This window comes from Dolichospermum sp. LEGE 00240 (assembly GCF_015207875.1).
In the GTDB taxonomy this organism is placed as follows: Bacteria; Cyanobacteriota; Cyanobacteriia; order Cyanobacteriales; family Nostocaceae; genus Dolichospermum; species Dolichospermum gracile.
Genome location: NZ_JADEVZ010000061.1, coordinates 12,411 through 30,510, shown reverse-complemented (window position 1 = coordinate 30,510; position 18,100 = coordinate 12,411). Strand labels below are relative to the sequence as shown.

The window sequence follows — 18,100 nt, the reverse complement described above, 5'->3', positions numbered from 1 at the left end:
ACCCCCCCCTATTCCTGAATTTTGCTGGATGTGGCTTGAAATGTCATAATTTTCCAAGGGTCAATATTTTTATTGACTTGATTTATTGCGGCAAGTTTGATATTATCTTCTAATAAATCAGTGGGTTTTTCTAGATTTAAAATCTCGCTTTGCAAAGATATTTCTGCTGTTTGTCCATGACATTCATAAAAGCGAATAATAAACTTTTTTGGATCATTTTCACTGGGTTTAAGTGCCATTAAAATCAAGTTATCTGCTGATAAAGATAAAAAACTTTGGCTTTGACAAAGGTTTAATCTAGGTTGATAGTTGATTGGGTTTACTAATACTTGAAAAGGAACATTCAACTCATAACCACGTTTGACGGTTTCTGCTTCTTCCCAACTGTCTAAATGAGGATATAAACTGTAGGTAAATTCTTGTATCCCTCTATCTGCTTGGGAGTCTGGCCACTGGGAACTTCTTAGCAAGGTGAGGCGCAGTTGGTTAGGCTTGGCATCGTAACCATATTTACAATCATTGATAAGACTAACTCCGTATTTTCCCGTACCCGTATCTGTGGTTAAATCTGCCCAATGTAAGGCGGGGACTTCCCATTTCGCCTTTTCTGCAGGGGTTTGGGGATTTGTAGAACGACGAATAGCGCCGCAGGGAATTTCATAAGTGGCAAATTCGGCTTGGAGATTGAGAGGAAAGGCTGTTTTAACTAATACTTGATTTTCTTGCCAATTTACAGTGTTAGTTATTTTCAAAATTGGTGAACCGATTTCCAAGATGTAATCTTGACAAAATTCTGATTTTCCGAGTTGACGGACTACTCGCAACCGTTGTTGAATTTCTCCATGTTCTTGCCATTGAATTAATTTTAATTGAGTTGACGGTAGAGGTTTTGTGTTATAATCAGGGTCTATGTTCCAAGCATCCCAATATTGTCCGCTGTCGGTAAAAGCTTGAAGTTGATTTCCTGCACCGGCTAAAAATTCTCGTTGTTGGGTTTTGTCAAAGACGCTGGTTAAATCTCCGGTTTCGGGGTTAATTTGAATTTGCAAATATTCGTTTTCTAATATCCAGTTTTCGGGGAATGTTTTGGGTTGGGGGGAAGATGGAGACAGCCAGAAAATGCTGTAACCTATAGATGGTATGGTTGGGAAAAATAATAAGGTTGAGTCTTCGCTGTTTTGGGAGGGGATTTGTTTTCCTTGAATATCAGAAATCTTCCAGGTTGGGTAATCTGTGGTGATGATTTTTGATAAGTCAATGGTGACAACTTGGGAACGTTCCCAGTTGAGTGAGTTAAAAATTATGACGGGGATGCTGTCAGGATTGGGAGGTTGTGGTATGTTGATTGTGGAGGCGATCGCACTCAAAGAGTTCTCTAATATTTCTGTTCCCACTTTTTCTACTGCTTCCCATTCCCATAAAGCGTCTGCGTAAACTTGGGTAATGGAAGAACCGGGGAGAATGTCGTGAAACTGGTTAAATAAAACTTTTTTCCATGCGGTTTCTATTTCTGTTTGTGGAAATTCTGCACCACAAAGGATATTTGCTAAAGTTGCGAATAATTCAGCGCTATATAATAGGTGTTCAGATTTGCGATTCCAGCGTTTTTGGTCCGCGTGGGTAGTATAACATCCTCGATGGAATTCTAAATAAAGTTCGTCTTCCCAAACTGGTAAGTTTTGAGTTGATGATTTTATGTCGTTGAGGTATTGTGCGGAAGTTGTAAATTCTAACTTGGGGAAAATTGGGGAATGTTCCCACCGTCGCGCGGTTTCTAGCATATCACGGGTTGGACCACCACCATGATCACCCACTCCGGGAAGCCAAAGAGAATTTTGTAAACCTGTTTGCGTTTTCCAGTCACAAGCGTACTTGGTCATTTTAACTGGTTCGATGGTTTCGCCGATAGGTGCGGACATGAAACTTAATGTTTGACTGCCATCAGGCGATCGCCACCAAAATAAGTCATAATCAAATTTAGTTGTATCATTCCAGCGGAGTTTCTGAGTTACAAAACACTCAATTCCTGCATTTGCAAAAAATTGGGGTAAGGTCGCACAAAAACCAAAGGTGTCGGGAACCCAAACTACAGCAGATATTTTTCCGAACTTCTGGAGAAAATACTTTTGTCCATATAATAACTGACGCACTATAGACTCACCAGCAATTAAATTCAAATCCGGTTCAACCCAAAAACCTCCCAAAACTTCCCATCTTCCCGCTTTAACTTGATTTTGAATTTCTCGAAACAAGTCGGGACGATTTTCCTCTACCCAAGCATACAATGCCGGTGTGGTATGACAGAAAATCAATTCGGGAAAATCCTGTTGGAGTTTTAAAGTTGACTCAAAAGTATTTTGTGCTGCTTTCCAAGTTTCCTCCACAGGCCATAACCAGGCTAAATCTAAATGTGCATGACCTAATAAATTAATTTTATATTTTTGAGCGTTGATAAACTCAGTTAAACTCAAATAAGTTTGTTGTAAATTGACAAGATATGTTTTCCAATCTTGATTTTCTGCGTCTCGGCGATTTGTAACTTTCTCAACTTCCCCAGCTAAACTTAGTAACTTTTCTGGTGCGAAGTTTTGTAAAAGAATTTCTGTAACTGCTAATTCATCAGCAATAAAACCGGCATCAGGATGATCATAATCTGTGGACTCAAAAATTGCAAGCGATCGCATCAACGCCCCATCACAATGTCCCGGACTCACCAACCGCAAAGCTATGGTAAACTCTTCTCTAGGACTGACACTTGGACTCAGCAACACTCGCGGGGAAGAATCAAACAAATCCCCCGTCAATACTAACTTACCATTAACATACACTTCTGCTAAATCTGCCCACCATACCAACGCCAAACGCAAAGACAAACTTGTTAACGGAAAATTGTGTAAATGTTCAGGAACAGAAAATTTTTGTCCTAACCATAATACCCGGTTTCCTCCTGTCCAGGAAACATGAGCTTTTTCATTTAGCTCCACAGGTTGCCAATCAGTTAAACTAAATGGGATAAAATCAGTAACTACCCCGTCAGTTTCCTGATATCGCCAGTTTGACTGGATATCAACCTGACAACAAGAACGCAAATTTTCAATTGCCGTTGATATAGATTTAGTATTTAATGAGGATACAGGAAGAGTCATATTTCTAATAAAATAATATAGAGCAGGAGTCAGGAGTCAAAATTCAGAATTCAGAAATGAAGCTGCTTTGATTTTTAGTTTGTCTCTCATGCAATTCCCAATTACTATAAATGTCAATAATTGCTATTGCTGAAAATTTATATGTCTGTGAGAATCTCTTAACAATTCAAAATTAAAAATAGGGATCTAAAGCCTTTAATTGACGATAACTTCCACCCTACAAATTACACATAATTACCATGTCTTCTGATTTCTCCAATCGCTATCAAAGCAAACTCTTCAACTTTGTCTACCAGCATTCTCGACGGTTGACACAAACACTGGAAAACACCTTCAAGAATTTGCAACTTGCTACTGGTTTGGGTGTAGGTTCTCTACTGTATCCACTTTACCAATTATGGCAACAAAATGGCACAGTCAAAAAATTACAATCAGCAAATCCTCCTACCAGTGATGCACCAATTCAAATTATATTAGATGTTGTCAAAAATCTTTCTCCCGGAGAGACTGATATCCCAACTTCCTCACAAACCAATCCTCTCACATTTTTAGGATCTTTGTGGAAGAAAGTTTTTCCTCGTCCAAATTCTCCAAGTTCAGAAAGTACCCTGCAACAGCATATACCAACAGTACAGGGAATTGCCATAGAATTACAAACCCGTAATTTAGTATTAGTAAGCGCAGATAATCGTATTTTTGATATTTTCACACCGCAGCAAAACGTCAAGTTAGCAGATAGAATTAATAGCGAAATTAGTGAATATCGGTATTCTTTACAATTAATTGCTCACCAACAACAAGAATTATTACCCAAAATTGATCATCTTTTGAATAAGTTAACTGATGATCATCCTATCATAGTACAACAACCTCTTCTCAATCCCCTGAAACTTTTTGGATTTCTCGATCAATTAATTGCTAATTTAGAAACTACGGCTTTAGTCCCCGTCCAAAAACACAGTCAGGAAATCGTCAAGAATTTCCAAAGTCAAGTTAATGATTTAACTATTAATCATGATTACTTAAAACCTCAGCGACAAAGTATTTCTAATTTAATTTTAGCCGCGATAAACTACTTTTTTGTTGTCAGAAATACTTATCAACTTGACTCAAATTCTTCTGGAGAAACCCCACAAAGTAACCCTGATTTTGAAAAGATAGTATCAGCAAACAATCAGTTAAATATGGGGGATACTTCAGAAGATACCTGGTTAACATGGAATGATTTATTTGGTAATATCCACACCAATATTGAAGAATTATCTGATAATAATGATGTCAATAAACTACCGCCATCTCAAATAAGATGGGGATTACCGATAATTCGGACTACAATGGGTCAACAACCACCCCACCCGAAAAATGACGAATTTCCCCAAACAGGTAGTCAAACCAGCCAAGAATTTAATTTTAAGCCAGACTGGATTGATATTTCTGCCACCTCATTAGGCTATGAAAAACACCCATTAGAACAAATTCTGGAATGGTTAGATTATTCTATATTATGGATAGAACAAATATTAACAAACATGATTTATTTTTTCAGAGGTTTATTGTTAGGGAGATAAATGGAAAATCAGATCCCCCACTTCTCAAAGAAGTCGGGGATCTAAAATCCGCTAAAATTCTACAATTACTGGTGTATGGTCACTAGGTTGAACTAACTTTCGCGGTTCAATATCAATAACACAACTTTGAGCGCGTTCATACAACACTGGTGTGAGATAATGGTGATCTATTCGCCAACCTAAATTACGCTTAAAAGCAGCCGTGCGATAATCCCACCAACTATAATTTTCCCCTTCGCTGTTGAATTTACGAAAAGCATCTGCAAAACCTACATTCAGAACATCTCGTAAAGCTTGACGTTCTAATTCCGATGCCATGATGTGATTATCTATTTTTACTTTATCATTAATATCTATATCTTCTAGGGCAATATTAAAATCACCACACAGAGAAATAGCTGGATTTGATAATATTAACGTCTGTAAATATTCTTGCAGTATTTTTAACCAGCCTAACTTATATTCATACTTTTCGCTACCAATAGATGAACCATTGGGAACGTAAAGATTAACAATTCTTACACCCTCAATTACACCCGTAATCACCCGTTTTTGCTCATCCCATGCTGATTCTAGTCCTGGTAAAATAGAACTAAAACCTACGCTTACATCTATCAACGGTTGACGACTAATTAAAGCCACACCGTTATAAGATTTTTGACCGGAAATATACGGATAATAGCCTAAATTTGTAAATGCGAGACTAGGAAAATCCTGGTCTATGACTTTAGTTTCTTGTAAACACAAAACATCAACTGGATTTTCTGTTAACCAATTGATAACCTGTTCTAAACGTGTCCGCACAGAATTCACATTCCAAGTAGCAATTTTCATGAGTTATTGATTAAAATGATCGCAAAATAATGGTGAAGGAATTATTCGGTAAAAATTAGATATTTATGATCCCTCAGATAGATGAACAAGGTCTATACTAGTTTATAGTTTAATAATGTTGTCTGAATTTTTCATGTTTCGATAAAAAAATGAGTTTGTGAAAATCTTTTAACAGTCTGTTAATTTAGCATTTATTGATAGTTTTTTACCTCCATTTTCTCCAAATTGGAGGGTTCCGAATGGGGAAATAAATGGCTGGAAAAATGAACGTCATTAAATCAAGCATAAAAGTAGAAGTTGGAATTGTTTTTAATGGTGATGTCGAGATCAATTATAACATTGCCGGGGTTGAATTTTTTGAAAGGAGGACATTTTATGAGTATCATAGTTAACACCTGCCCCTGCTGTGGCGGTTCGGTTCTGCGTCATGTTCGCCATCATGAGGTTTATTGGTTTTGTCTGTCCTGTAGACAAGAAGTACCAGTTTTAAGTATCAATGATGGATCTAATCCCCTATCTCAGCGAGAAACCCGTAATCAAGAAGTTTTACAGCAAACGGCGTTGAGTTCTTGAATTTGTCCGGGAAAAATCGCTAATTAGCATAAATTTGGCTAAAATCACAAATTGCTAATTTTAAATACAAAATATATGCCGATATCATTAAGTATGGTATAAAACCGTATTTAATTGGTTTTAATAGTGTGGTTAAAGCCATACTTCTTTTTTATGGGTGAAAAGTTTTGTTAGCAGCACTACTCTACGGACAAGAGGATTTACGCCTAGAACAAGTTCCTGACCCGACCCCCGCAGCCGGCGAGGTGGTGATTCAGGTGGAAGCAGCTACTACTTGTGGTACAGATTTGAAGGTGTGGCGACGGGGTGGTCATGCTAAAATGCTGACACTGCCGACACTGTTTGGTCATGAAGGTGCAGGACGGATTGTGGCTGTCGGTGCTGGGGTGAGGAATTGGCGGGTAGGCGATCGCGTCGTGGCAAATAATTCTGCTCCCTGCATGAAATGTTTCTTTTGTCAACGCCAAGAATATTCTTTATGTCCCCATATAACTTGGAATAATGGCACATTTGCAGAATATCTGAAAATTCCTGCTCCCATAGTTAGGCATAATCTATTACCTGTTCCCGATCATTTGCCCCTAGTATTAGCGGCGATGACTGAACCTTTAGCCTGTGTATTGCATGGTATCAGCCGTTGTGGTGCTAAACCCAATGACAAAGTAGTGGTTTTGGGTGATGGGGCGATTGGCTTGATGTTTGTGGCAGTATTAGCGAAATATACTGAGGTGATATTGTGGGGTGGGAATCATCAACGGTTAGAGATTGGGGAAAAGCTGGGTGCAGCCAAGACTTTTAATTATCATCAAGTTACGGATATTGCCAATACAGTTAAGGAATTAACCGCTGGTTGGGGTGCAGATGTCGTCATCGAGGCTACTGGTGTACCGAGTGTCTGGGAAACTGCGATCGCTTGCGGTCGTCCCGGTGCAACTATCAATTTATTTGGCGGTTGTCCAAAAAATACCACAATTACTGTCAATACCGAACAATTGCACTATAGTGAACTTACTCTCAAAGGCGTATTTCACAATACACCAGAATATATCAACGCCGCCCTATCACTCATCGCTAGTGGTACAATTCCTTTTGACTTGCTCATTAGTGAACACCGACCTTTGCAGGATCTAGAACAGGTCTTTATAGATATGAAGGCACGGAAAGTCATTAAGGTAGCAATGGTTTGACACTGAAAATTCCGACGCACCCCACTTGATCTCAACAATGCTCAAACAATCCTTACTAAAATTATTGATTCTACCTTGTTCTCTGATACCTTGGTTGTCAGTGGAAATGCTGTTAAATTCTCCCGGACAAGCCCTACCTGGTGACACTACAGAGGATGTACTTTCATGGATTAAAGCCCATCCCACACTACAGCCAAAACCAGGAGAACGATTATTTATTAGTAAAAGTGATACAGCGGCTCAAAGATTTACCTTCCAAGCCTCCGTGTTACCTGCCGGTAGAGTAACATTTACTAAAGACCGCATCACAATTCGCACTGAACGCATGACCATTTTTGATGCTGTTAATGGCGTTACACTACAACGTTTAGAAGAATCTTTGCGAGTGATTTATGGTTTAGATGTGTATCAAGATTATAATGAGGCTCAAACCATCTATCAGTATCCTGATCAAACTACTATTAATACATCTAGACTAGCAAAGACACCAATGCGGGAAGCATTGAAGGGAGAATTACGGATAGGCGATCGCTATGGGTATTGGGTAGAAATTGCCCAACCCAAGGAAGGTAAAGCCATCACTGGTAAAATCACGGTGTTACTTAAAGCCGATTTAGATAAATTAGAAACAGAATTAAGAACGCGCTAATTTAGGAGTCAGGAGTCTCTGAATCAGGAGTCAGGAGTTAGGAGTTAGGAGTCAGGAAGAAGAAGGAGAAAGAAGGAGAAGGAGAAAGAAGGAGAAGGAGAAGGAGAAAGAAGGAGAAGGAGAAGGAGAAAGAAGGAGAAGGAGAAAGAAGAAGAAGGAGAAAAAAGGAGTTTCATAAAGTTTGCCATGTTCCCGAAAAAATACTTTCAGCCCCCAGAGAAATACGGACTAAATCCTCATTAAGCAATGGAGGCCACTCCACACCTGCCTTTCTTCCCGCAACAAAAAATCTTTGCGCCTTCACAGCCAACTGATATAAAGCAAAAGCCAGTTCTCTGTCCAAATTTGGTGCTGTTTTTAAAGCTTCAAATACCACCTTTAAAGCCAACAGGGTGGAAGTAACCTGACCAGGAACGGGAGGTTTACCTTGTTGTAAACGACTTAACAGAGTATCTGGATTATCTAAACTGCTGGTTTGGTCTATGAGTAGTTTCCGTGCTATTTCGTAGTTCATACTTCTAACTAGTTTTCATACTGTGCCAAAGTTGCACTTTACAAATATATTAGAAGCATCTAGCTCAGGAAGGTTGCAATTTTTCCCCAGAATAGTTTATTATCCTGATTTTGGTGTTTAATTTCGGAAAAAACTCAGTATCAATGCCTATTTCCTCAACTCTATGATTATCACCTTAATAGTAGCTTGGGTAGTTTTTATCATTCTCTGGAAATTAATTAAAACCACCATTAAAACAGCTATAATTTCCGCCGCTATTGTTATGTTATTATACTTTGGCTTCGGTATTACTCCCCAAGACATTTGGCATCAAATCAGCCAATTTACTCAAACCTCCTCTCCCACAACAGGAAATAAGTAAGCATCGAAAAAGTCAAAACAATTATTAACTCAAGTTGCTAGTTATCTCCTTGAGGCTGGTAATGGGTAATTGGTAATAGGTAATAAAAGCTCTGGTTTCATCCTGTTCATCCTTTAATCCTGGATATCCTGATAGCGAAGCGTGGCGTTAGCCATTTCTGACAATTTACCTAATTAGCCACTTACATTAATATATCTAAAGTTTTTGATTTATTCATCAAACCCTATTAAATCAAGTTATCAACATCCTGGTAAATCTAATGCAATTAATAACGCTTGCTCCAGATGTGCCATCACCACCTCCGACAAAATTCCTCTTAAACGTAGAAAACGGGTTTTAGATAATACCCGCACCTGATCTGCCATAGCGATCGAGTCTTTCTTTAATCCACCATCTGGGGACAAAATCAAAACTTGAGTAGGGTAAACTCGCTTGCCATCTTGATAGGTGGTACAAGGTACTGCCAAAACTACAGGGCTGGATAGATTAATCACATCACGACTCACAATAATTACCGGACGAGTTCCTCCCTGTTCCGAGCCTTCAGTCATTTCCAGACGTGCATCATAAACCTCACCCCTTCTCATCTTGGAGCTTCCCCTAACTGCAACGCCTCCCACTGCGCCGTAGCAAATTCTACCTCTAGTTTTAATACCTCCGCCTGATAATCTGGATCATTAGCCATTTCAGCTAATGCAGCATCAATTTCAGACCGCTTCTGTAAGGCTAATTCTCTTCGTAAAGCTTGGGCGACAAAATCATTCCGACTCTTAGCCTTTCCTTCCAAAACCGCCTTGTCTGTAGCTTCTAGGAGTTCTCTCGGAATGGTTAGCGTCGTGCGAACGGTTTCTGTTTTCATAGAGCGTTCATTTGTTGATGACTGAAGTGATGTCTTATATCATATCGTTTTACGCATCATCCAAAATTAAAAATTCAGTTGTTGGTGAAATCTTGGACTTTTGCCACCTACTTTTCCACTTTATCACCTAAAATAACCTCAATTGTGGCAATCTGAGAAGTATAACCCCTGGCAATCTGATATTTTAGCTACAGAAAATCTACCTGTTTAGATTATGCAAACTCTGCCGACTTTGGAAATTACCAACACTGCATCTAGTCAACCAGCCTTTGATACCACCATCAAACGCCGCAAAACCCGCCCTGTAAAAGTGGGAGATGTCACCATTGGGGGTGGATACCCAGTGGTGGTACAGTCTATGATTAATGAAGATACTCTCGATATTGATGGTTCTGTCGCGGGTATTCGTCGTCTTCATGAAATAGGCTGCGAAATTGTTCGTGTCACTGTTCCTAGTCTCGGACACGCTAAAGCACTGGCGGAAATTAAACAACAATTAATCAAAACTTACCGAGATGTGCCAATTGTTGCCGATGTCCATCACAATGGCATGAAAATCGCCTTGGAAGTCGCCAAACATATTGAAAAGGTGAGAATTAATCCAGGTTTATATGTATTTGAAAAACCTAATACCAGTCGCACCGAGTACACAAAAGCTGAATTTGATGAAATTGGCGAAAAAATCCGCGAAACCTTAGCACCGCTGGTCATTTCCTTGCGTGATCAAGGTAAAGCCATGCGAATCGGTGTCAATCATGGTTCTTTGGCGGAAAGAATGTTATTTACCTATGGTGATACTCCTGAAGGGATGGTGGAATCGGCCATAGAATTTATTCGCATTTGTGAATCTTTGGATTTTCATAATGTGGTAATTTCCATGAAAGCCTCACGAGTGCCTGTCATGGTGGCTGCATATCGTCTCATGGCGAAACGCATGGATGATTTGGGTATGGATTATCCTTTGCACCTGGGAGTGACGGAAGCAGGTGATGGTGAATATGGCAGAATTAAATCTACCGCCGGTATTGCCACATTATTAGCTGATGGTATTGGTGATACAATCCGCGTGTCTTTAACAGAAGCACCAGAAAAGGAAATTCCTGTTTGTTACAGCATTCTGCAAGCTTTAGGTTTGCGGAAAACAATGGTTGAGTATGTCGCTTGTCCTTCCTGTGGACGGACTTTATTTAATTTGGAGGAAGTGCTGCACGTAGTTAGAGAAGCTACTAAACATCTGACAGGTTTAGATATTGCTGTGATGGGTTGTATTGTGAATGGACCCGGAGAAATGGCTGATGCTGACTATGGTTATGTTGGCAAAACTCCCGGTTATATTTCTTTATATCGTGGTCGGGAAGAAATTAAAAAAGTCCCAGAATCACAAGGTGTAGAGGAATTAATTAATCTCATTAAAGCTGATGGACGTTGGGTAGAACCTTAATTGTTAAGACTTTTACTAAAAAGGGAACGGGGAATAGGTAATAGGGAATAGGGAATGGGGAATGGATAGGAAACTAACGGGGAAACATGAAAATTAGTATGTATTTATACGATTTTAAAAGTTCTTAGTCGTTATACTCGTATCTAGGTTCTACCTGGGAATTGATGAAGTGGCAAGTCCACTTCATTTTTATTGTCAAAATCTCGGGTTTTTAGTCATTAACTAATTCATCGCGCCATTTTTCCCGTTTTTCTCTCTCTTCCCGCACTTCTTCCTCTCGTTCCCGCGATCGCACTAATAACCAACTTTCCCAGGTTAGGGGTTTTTGTCGTTCTAAATGGTTGATAAATTGGATGATTGATAAATCAGCTTTCAGGGGATTTTTTAAATCAAACTGCATGGTTTGTAAAATTTTATCATTGGTTTTGAGTAGGCGATCGCTAATTTTTTTCCCTCTCCATAACATCAATTTATTAATTAACTTTCCTAACATCCCTTTCCGTTTTTTGGACATGATGAGGGTTTGACCTTCAGTTTTTCCTCCTGGTAATATCCGAGTTGTAAATATTATATGTACCTGGGTAGACTCATTCGTAAAAGAAACAATACTTGTCGTTCCATACCAATAACAAACACTATAATTAAGAGAATTTTTAAACAACCGCCGATAAAGATTTAGCCAGAATGACTTACCATTAATATTTGTAATAGTGCTAAAAATAATCGCATTTTGATTGAGTTCTTGTTTCTCCAAAACCATTTTTAATGGTAATTTATGAACTAGATTAATTTGTTGAGTATCAATAGTTTGAATAAGTAAGATATGAGGATGACAATCAATACTAAATTGCGAACCGAGAGAAAAATCAAAGTCTTGATTTTCCCAATCTAAAACAAAAGGTAAAGATTGTTGTGGAATTTCCCCAGTCCAAACCCAAATCATCCCATATTGTTCGGCTACTGGCCAAGTTTTGGCTTTCAGAGATACAGGTTCATCTAAATTAGGAATATCCACACAAATACCTTCGGCATCAAATTTCCACCGATGTAAAACACAGCGTAATTCATTACCCTCAATTTTACCTTCAGCTAAACTTGTACCCATGTGCGGACAATAAGCATCTAGGATAACTGCACGTCTATCTTTACCCCGATATACGACTAAATCCTTACCAAAAATTGTCACAGCTTTGACATCACCTACCAGTAAAGATTGAGAAGGTAATACCCAATACCAACCTTCAATAAAGCTGGTTGATTGATTGAAGATTTTAGGTTTACGAACTGAGTTGAAATTATCTATATTGGTGTTCATTTTTAGGGGTTCACTTGCAGTGAAGCGGTTAATCTATTCCTATCATGAACAACTCAGAAAAACAGTTATCTTCAGTACCGTCAGCAGCAATGAATTAAAAGTCAAATAACTAATTACCAATTACCCATTACCCATTACCTAACTCCTGGTTGAAAGTTACGCAATCTTAAAGCATTACTGACTACAGAAACTGAAGAAAATGCCATTGCTGCACCGGCGATAATTGGGTTAAGTAACCAACCGAAAAAGGGATAGAGAATACCCGCAGCAATGGGAATACCAATGATATTATAAATAAAAGCAAAGAAGAGATTTTGGCGGATATTGTTGATAGTGGCGCGACTAAGTTGAATGGCTGTCACTATGGCTTGTAGATCTCCAGAAATTAAAGTAATATCACTAGCAGCGATCGCCACATCTGTTCCTGTCCCAATGGCAATTCCCACATCTGCTTGTGCTAATGCCGGTGCATCATTAATTCCATCTCCTACCATAGCCACAATTTGAGATTTATTCCCTATTTTCCTTTGCTGTAATGATTTAATCATCGCGGCTTTTTGGTCTGGACGCACTTGGGCAAAAACTTGAGTAATACCCACTTGATTAGCAATTGTTTGGGCAGTTTGTTGATTATCACCTGTTAACATTACCACTTCTAACCCTAATTTTTGCAGGGCTTTAACTGCTGTTAATGATGAAGGTTTAAGGCCATCAGCAATAGCCATAATTGCTTCTAAATTACCATTTACCGCTAACCAAATTACTGTTTTTCCTTCACCTTCCCAAGTTGTTTGATGGGGTTTTAAAATATCTGTATCAATTCCTAATTCCGTGAACCAGCGTTGTGTGCCAACTTGGACTAAGTTATCATATACAACTCCTTGAACACCACTACCAACAACAGCGGCAAAATTCTTAACATCAGCTAAACTCACAGCTTGACTTATCGTATATTTCACCACTGCTTCCCCTAAAGGATGTTCAGAATTTTGTTCTACAGTAGCAGCTAATTTTAATAACTGAAGTTCATTCCCATTTGCTGTACCTTTAATAGTCACAAAATCTGTAACTGTGGGTTTACCTTGAGTTAAAGTTCCAGTTTTATCGAGAACAATCGTATTTATTTTATGTGCTGATTCTAAACTTTCAGCACTTTTAATTAAAATCCCATTTTCTGCACCTTTGCCAGTTCCTACCATCACAGAAGTAGGAGTAGCTAAACCCAAAGCGCAGGGACAAGCAATAATTAAAACTCCCACCATTGTCATCATTGCTAAAGTAAAATTACCTGTGATACTAAACCAGATGATAAAAGTGAAAATTGCTATCAAAATTACCGTCGGCACAAACCACCCAGTTACTTGATCTGCTAACCTTTGAATCGGTGCTTTTGAACCTTGTGCTTCTTGGACTAACTTGACAATTTGCGCTAAAAAAGTATCCTTACCCACCCGCGTTGCCTTAAACTTAAAACTACCAGTTTTATTAATTGTTGCCCCAATTACCTCATCGCCTGGTTGTTTTCTCACGGCTACACTTTCACCAGTTACCATTGCCTCATCTACCGTAGAAATACCATCAATTACCTTTCCATCTACAGGAATTTTTTCACCAGGACGGACTAAAATTAGATCATTAACTATCACTTCATTAATGGGAATATCCATTTCCAAACCATCTCGCATTACCCTAGCTGTTTTTGCTTGCATTCCCATCAATTTGTGAATAGCTTCCGAAGTTTTCCCCCTAGCACGATGTTCAAAAAATCGCCCTAACAAAATTAAAGTTACAACTATTGCTGCAACTTCATAATAAACATGAATTTCTAAGCCTTGGGAAATAAGTAAATCAGGAAAAAGCGTCACGAATAAAGAATAGAAATAAGCCGTACCCGTTCCCAAAGCAATCAAAGTATCCATTGTGGCAGTGCGCCGTTTTAAAGACTTCCAAGCATTACGGAAAAAAGATCCCCCACACCAAAACTCAACAGGTGTTGTTAATGCTAATTGCAACCAAGGATGATGAAGAAATTTAGGAACAAAAGGTAAATGTAATCCCGTCATCATCGGTAAAGAACCAAAAAACAGAATAATACTAATGACAACCCCAGTTCTTAACTTGAGAATAAGTTCCTGTTCTGCTGCTAATTTACTTGCTGTTGCTGCTGTATCTTCACCTTCTACATCTAACTGAAAAGATGAATAACCAGCATCTGCGATCGCAGCTTGAATTTCTGCTATATTTGTTTTTTTAGGTTCATAATTAATAGTTACCTGTTCTGCACCAAAATTAACATGACAATCAGTCACTCCAGAAACAGCTAAAATTGCTTGTTCAACATTATTAGCGCAGGACGCGCAACTCATACCTTGAAGTTTAAGACTCAGAGTATTCATATCACCTCTTATAATTATCCTCCAGATCCCCGACTTCTCAAAGAAGTCGGGATCTATATATCTATACTTTACCTATTGGTGTATGTAATATATCATTTTAATAAGTTTCTCGACTTCCAACTAACTTACATTTCAAATTTTGGGTATAGAAATATATGTTACAAGTTATTTATTCTGACGAATTCTTAGATCACAAAACGGGAATCTATCACCCAGAAAAACCAGCCAGATTAACAGCGATAGTTGATGCTTTAAAAACTGCAAGTTTTGCCGAGAAAATTACCTGGAAACTACCTACACCAGTTCTATTAAAACCATCTTTAATGTCCTGGATAGAAAAGGTTCATCCTACAACCTATATTAACAAAGTTAAAGGTATCGCTGCCTCCGGTGGAGGTTATTTAGACGGGGATACTCCCATTTCTCCCCGCAGTTATGATGTGGCGTTATTGGCGGTTAGTGCTTGGTTAGATGGCGTTGATATAGTTCTTAATACAGGAGACAAATCTTTTGTATTAGCACGTCCACCCGGACATCATGCAGTCAGTGACACAGGGATGGGATTTTGTTTATTTTCTAATGCCGCCATAGCAGCTTTCTATGCTTTGCAACAATCTGGAGTTAAGCGGGTTGCTATTCTAGATTGGGACGTACATCACGGAAACGGGACAGAAGCAATAGTAGAAACTCACTCAGAAATTGCTTATATTTCTCTCCACCAATATCCAGCTTATCCTGGTACGGGAAAAGCTTCTCAACAAGGTTCACATCATAATGTGTTAAATTTACCTGTCCCTCCTGGTAGTGATATTACTGTCTATCAACCCTTGTGGGAAAGGAAAATTCTCCCGTTTTTAAGCAATTTTCAGCCAGATTTATTGATTGTGAGTGCTGGTTATGATGCTAATGCTAATGATCCTTTAGCCGGTGTGAATTTGCAACCAGAAGATTTTGGTTTGTTTACAGAATACTGTTTAGGTATAACCAAAAAAATTATGTTTGGTTTAGAAGGTGGTTATGATTTACCAAGTCTGGCTGAATCAGTAATTGCTACTATTCAAGCTTGTATAAATTAGTTTCTTTTTGGAATTTATCTTCCAAAAAATAAATTACCCAGATAAACGTTGGCGAAGCGTGGCGTTAGCCGTACTAGTCCAGACACAGAGGATACGGAGCAATGAGAGTTTGAGACATTTTTTGCGTTAAGGAACGCAAATTTAATAACCTGCAATTCTGATTTGATGTGGAATGGTGCGTTACGCTGTCGCTAACACACCCTACTTTTCTACTTTTGCACTTTATTTAATTCACATTCCTAAGTGGTTGAGTGTTTTTATTTGGAAGTCCCTCAAAACTCTTGAGATGTTTCGTTTCGCTATGGCTAACGCCACGCTCCGCGAACGTTACACTCAGCATAACAAAACAGGATCATTTATTTTGTGGCTTACTCTAATAAAACTTTGTCATCATGTCATGAAAGAGCTAAAGTTTTGTTAAGATACAATTACTGGGAATTCAGTCACCTGGCTGTGAAGAAAAATGAGATAGTACCAGTAGCTGTATACAGTTCAGAAGGTGAACAAATGACCACCTATATTTTTTTTGACCAAGCCCTCAAGATGCTTACCATTGCCTTTTTAGCAGCACCAATCATGCTAATCGCCGCTTCGAGTATAGGGTTAGCAGTGATTGAAACCATTGAAAAAACAGGAGACAGCTAAAACCACGCTTCAAAGTAGGGACAGGGCTTAAAAAGTTTAATTCTAACAGTATATCCGAAATTTTATCTACAACCTGCCCCTACCATAGACATATCACTGAATTTCTAACCCTAGAAAACGCTGAAATGGTCAATCAGTCATATTTTTAATTTAAATCTGGAGATTATTTAACCAATTTTGTAAATCCTCTACTGTAGATAAATCAAAGATTGATTCTCCTAAAAGTTCAATAATTTCTACATTTAAGTTTCTAATTTGTGCTTCTAATTTAGCATCAATTTTTCCTAGCTTGCGATTAACTTGACGCATAATTAAATTTTTTTGGCTCTGCCTTTAATAATAGTAACTCAAGTTGCTAGTACAACACGGCGTAAATAAATCAACCATTATCAATCGCCAAAAAGCTTGCTCAGTATTAGTTTTGACTTTTGACTTTTGACTTCCGCCTTGCGGTACTAGTTATCTCGTTGAGGCTGGTAATGGCTAATTGGTAATAACCTGAGTTCGGTGTTAGGAGTTTCTCCTGCGGAGACGCTACGCGAACGGAGTTATGATTTTTTCAACGAGATCATAAGGGTTTGAGACTCATACTTGGGGCAGTTTTCCACAAGTTATCTTATGTCGAACTCAGGTGGTAAGTAGGTGAACACAATAAAACCAATCTGTGTAAAGGAAAGTAAAATCGCCCAAACCCTCTTCAATCTTGCCTCTTGCCTTTTGCCTTGCCATAACGACGATTTTCAATGCTAACCTACTTAATAGGTAATTGGTGATGAAAACAGAAATTTCATCCTGTTCATCCTTTAATCCTGGACATCCTGATAGCGCGGCGTGGCGTTAGCCATTTCTGACAATGTACCTAACTAGCAACTTACATTAGTAGAGCCAGAGCCTCTGTGATAGCGTTCCCAGTCAGAGACTGGGAACGAGATAAACGAGATAAAGTAGGGGTTTGAGCTTAGATAGAAACTAGGCGACGTAAGGATTCAGCCCGACGTTTAGCAACGACGTTATTGGGTGCTAATTTGAGTGTTGCTTCATACATTTCTAAAGCTTGAGCATTCAATTTTTTCTTTTCGTAAGCGTGTCCGAGATTATTTAGAGCCGATACATAGTCTGGGTTCAATTTTATGGCTTCTTTGTACTGACGAATTGCTAAGTCATATTGTTCTTGAGCAAAGTAAACATATCCCAATCCGTTATAAATAGGAGCAATAGATTCTTCTCCTTCTTCTTCGGCGGCTTTGAGAGATTTTTGAAATAGGGATATGGCTTGACTAAATACTTTTTTTTCTGAGTAGATACTAGCTAATTCATAATATTCTTGAGCCGTACCTTTTTCTTTTGTTAATTTGTTTTTTAACTTGTTCAAGGAGCTTTCAAGTTTTCGGGTTTTGAATACTTGACGAAAAACACTCACCCCAGCAAATGCAAGTAAACCAACAAAAAGTGACAGATAAATGATGACTAAATTGCTATCCATTTTCTACAAATACAAATTATTAAAATACTCTATCTATTATCAGTTATTAGGTT

16 protein-coding genes and 1 pseudogene are annotated in these 18,100 nt (G+C 38.5%); 8 read left to right on the top strand and 9 right to left on the bottom strand.

The annotated features are described in order from the left end of the window. Positions 1 to 8: 8 nt before the first annotated feature. Positions 9 to 3,146: an alpha-mannosidase gene (locus IQ226_RS18270; RefSeq protein ID WP_193897658.1), complete on the bottom strand. Its 3,138-nt coding sequence runs from the start codon at positions 3,144 to 3,146 to the stop codon at positions 9 to 11. A gap of 239 nt (positions 3,147 to 3,385) precedes the next feature. On the opposite strand from IQ226_RS18270, the gene IQ226_RS18265 reads away from it, so the two are divergent. After that, positions 3,386 to 4,714 carry a hypothetical protein gene (locus IQ226_RS18265; RefSeq protein WP_193897656.1) on the top strand — a complete coding sequence of 443 codons (1,329 nt, stop codon included), beginning with the start codon at positions 3,386 to 3,388 and terminating at the stop codon, positions 4,712 to 4,714. 51 nt (positions 4,715 to 4,765) lie between these two features. Here the strand turns inward: IQ226_RS18265 and xth are convergent, their stop codons facing one another. Further along, positions 4,766 to 5,548, bottom strand: a complete 783-nt coding sequence (gene xth, locus IQ226_RS18260) for an exodeoxyribonuclease III (protein WP_193897654.1) — start codon at positions 5,546 to 5,548, stop codon at positions 4,766 to 4,768. Between the two features lie 375 nt (positions 5,549 to 5,923). Here xth and IQ226_RS18255 point away from each other — a divergent pair, with 375 nt between their 5' ends. The 3 genes from IQ226_RS18255 (at position 5,924) to IQ226_RS18245 (ending at position 7,957) form a co-directional block, all read left to right on the top strand. After that, entirely contained in the window at positions 5,924 to 6,121 is a 198-nt protein-coding gene (locus IQ226_RS18255; RefSeq protein ID WP_193897652.1) for a hypothetical protein, read from the top strand. Between the two features lie 167 nt (positions 6,122 to 6,288). Next, the gene (locus tag IQ226_RS18250) at positions 6,289 to 7,308 is read left to right on the top strand and encodes a zinc-binding dehydrogenase (protein WP_193897650.1); all 1,020 of its coding nucleotides are present in this window, start codon (positions 6,289 to 6,291) and stop codon (positions 7,306 to 7,308) included. Positions 7,309 to 7,345: 37 nt separating this feature from the next. After that, a complete protein-coding gene (locus IQ226_RS18245) occupies positions 7,346 to 7,957 on the top strand; it encodes a hypothetical protein (RefSeq protein WP_193897648.1) in 612 nt (203 codons plus the stop codon). A 172-nt stretch (positions 7,958 to 8,129) separates the two neighbouring features. Here the strand turns inward: IQ226_RS18245 and IQ226_RS18240 are convergent, their stop codons facing one another. Next, on the bottom strand, positions 8,130 to 8,471 hold the full coding sequence (locus IQ226_RS18240) for a Dethiobiotin synthetase (protein ID WP_193897646.1): 342 nt from the start codon (positions 8,469 to 8,471) through the stop codon (positions 8,130 to 8,132). A 163-nt stretch (positions 8,472 to 8,634) separates the two neighbouring features. Between IQ226_RS18240 and IQ226_RS18235 the strand changes: the two genes are divergently transcribed. After that, positions 8,635 to 8,832: a hypothetical protein gene (locus IQ226_RS18235; RefSeq protein ID WP_193897644.1), complete on the top strand. Its 198-nt coding sequence runs from the start codon at positions 8,635 to 8,637 to the stop codon at positions 8,830 to 8,832. A gap of 239 nt (positions 8,833 to 9,071) precedes the next feature. Here the strand turns inward: IQ226_RS18235 and IQ226_RS18230 are convergent, their stop codons facing one another. Together IQ226_RS18230 and IQ226_RS18225 are read right to left on the bottom strand one after the other, a co-directional pair. Then, complete coding sequence (locus IQ226_RS18230) at positions 9,072 to 9,419, bottom strand: type II toxin-antitoxin system PemK/MazF family toxin (RefSeq protein WP_193897642.1); 348 nt, start codon at positions 9,417 to 9,419, stop codon at positions 9,072 to 9,074. Further along, positions 9,416 to 9,691: a ribbon-helix-helix domain-containing protein gene (locus tag IQ226_RS18225; RefSeq protein WP_039200340.1), complete on the bottom strand. Its 276-nt coding sequence runs from the start codon at positions 9,689 to 9,691 to the stop codon at positions 9,416 to 9,418. The genes IQ226_RS18230 and IQ226_RS18225 overlap by 4 nt, the downstream gene beginning before the upstream one ends. A gap of 214 nt (positions 9,692 to 9,905) precedes the next feature. On the opposite strand from IQ226_RS18225, the gene ispG reads away from it, so the two are divergent. Next, positions 9,906 to 11,132 carry a (E)-4-hydroxy-3-methylbut-2-enyl-diphosphate synthase gene (ispG, locus tag IQ226_RS18220; RefSeq protein ID WP_168644056.1) on the top strand — a complete coding sequence of 409 codons (1,227 nt, stop codon included), beginning with the start codon at positions 9,906 to 9,908 and terminating at the stop codon, positions 11,130 to 11,132. Between the two features lie 211 nt (positions 11,133 to 11,343). Here ispG and IQ226_RS18215 read toward each other — a convergent pair whose 3' ends face one another. Together IQ226_RS18215 and IQ226_RS18210 are read right to left on the bottom strand one after the other, a co-directional pair. Next, a complete protein-coding gene (locus IQ226_RS18215) occupies positions 11,344 to 12,447 on the bottom strand; it encodes an aromatic ring-hydroxylating dioxygenase subunit alpha (RefSeq protein WP_193897640.1) in 1,104 nt (367 codons plus the stop codon). A gap of 134 nt (positions 12,448 to 12,581) precedes the next feature. Then, on the bottom strand, positions 12,582 to 14,843 hold the full coding sequence (locus IQ226_RS18210) for a heavy metal translocating P-type ATPase (protein ID WP_193897638.1): 2,262 nt from the start codon (positions 14,841 to 14,843) through the stop codon (positions 12,582 to 12,584). Between the two features lie 155 nt (positions 14,844 to 14,998). Here IQ226_RS18210 and IQ226_RS18205 point away from each other — a divergent pair, with 155 nt between their 5' ends. Both IQ226_RS18205 and IQ226_RS18200 read left to right on the top strand, forming a co-directional pair. Further along, entirely contained in the window at positions 14,999 to 15,919 is a 921-nt protein-coding gene (locus IQ226_RS18205; protein WP_193897636.1) for a histone deacetylase, read from the top strand. A gap of 363 nt (positions 15,920 to 16,282) precedes the next feature. Next, positions 16,283 to 16,564 (top strand): hypothetical protein, encoded by a 282-nt coding sequence (locus IQ226_RS18200; RefSeq protein ID WP_193897665.1) that lies wholly within the window; start codon positions 16,283 to 16,285, stop codon positions 16,562 to 16,564. A gap of 150 nt (positions 16,565 to 16,714) precedes the next feature. Here the strand turns inward: IQ226_RS18200 and IQ226_RS18195 are convergent. Together IQ226_RS18195 and IQ226_RS18190 are read right to left on the bottom strand one after the other, a co-directional pair. After that, a pseudogene (locus IQ226_RS18195) lies at positions 16,715 to 16,882 on the bottom strand (DUF4351 domain-containing protein); the annotation flags it as partial. Positions 16,883 to 17,522: 640 nt separating this feature from the next. After that, complete coding sequence (locus IQ226_RS18190) at positions 17,523 to 18,047, bottom strand: tetratricopeptide repeat protein (protein WP_193897632.1); 525 nt, start codon at positions 18,045 to 18,047, stop codon at positions 17,523 to 17,525. Positions 18,048 to 18,100 lie beyond the last annotated feature (53 nt).

What these genes read in the sequence shown, in the direction of transcription:
- IQ226_RS18270 (WP_193897658.1), bottom strand. Translation starts at nt 3,146, where the DNA reads ATGACTCTTCCTGTATCCTCATTAAATACTAAATCTATATCAACGGCA.
- IQ226_RS18265 (WP_193897656.1), top strand. Translation starts at nt 3,386, where the DNA reads ATGTCTTCTGATTTCTCCAATCGCTATCAAAGCAAACTCTTCAACTTT.
- xth (WP_193897654.1), bottom strand. Translation starts at nt 5,548, where the DNA reads ATGAAAATTGCTACTTGGAATGTGAATTCTGTGCGGACACGTTTAGAA.
- IQ226_RS18255 (WP_193897652.1), top strand. Translation starts at nt 5,924, where the DNA reads ATGAGTATCATAGTTAACACCTGCCCCTGCTGTGGCGGTTCGGTTCTG.
- IQ226_RS18245 (WP_193897648.1), top strand. Translation starts at nt 7,346, where the DNA reads ATGCTCAAACAATCCTTACTAAAATTATTGATTCTACCTTGTTCTCTG.
- IQ226_RS18240 (WP_193897646.1), bottom strand. Translation starts at nt 8,471, where the DNA reads ATGAACTACGAAATAGCACGGAAACTACTCATAGACCAAACCAGCAGT.
- IQ226_RS18235 (WP_193897644.1), top strand. Translation starts at nt 8,635, where the DNA reads ATGATTATCACCTTAATAGTAGCTTGGGTAGTTTTTATCATTCTCTGG.
- IQ226_RS18230 (WP_193897642.1), bottom strand. Translation starts at nt 9,419, where the DNA reads ATGAGAAGGGGTGAGGTTTATGATGCACGTCTGGAAATGACTGAAGGC.
- IQ226_RS18225 (WP_039200340.1), bottom strand. Translation starts at nt 9,691, where the DNA reads ATGAAAACAGAAACCGTTCGCACGACGCTAACCATTCCGAGAGAACTC.
- ispG (WP_168644056.1), top strand. Translation starts at nt 9,906, where the DNA reads ATGCAAACTCTGCCGACTTTGGAAATTACCAACACTGCATCTAGTCAA.
- IQ226_RS18215 (WP_193897640.1), bottom strand. Translation starts at nt 12,447, where the DNA reads ATGAACACCAATATAGATAATTTCAACTCAGTTCGTAAACCTAAAATC.
- IQ226_RS18210 (WP_193897638.1), bottom strand. Translation starts at nt 14,843, where the DNA reads ATGAATACTCTGAGTCTTAAACTTCAAGGTATGAGTTGCGCGTCCTGC.
- IQ226_RS18205 (WP_193897636.1), top strand. Translation starts at nt 14,999, where the DNA reads ATGTTACAAGTTATTTATTCTGACGAATTCTTAGATCACAAAACGGGA.
- IQ226_RS18190 (WP_193897632.1), bottom strand. Translation starts at nt 18,047, where the DNA reads ATGGATAGCAATTTAGTCATCATTTATCTGTCACTTTTTGTTGGTTTA.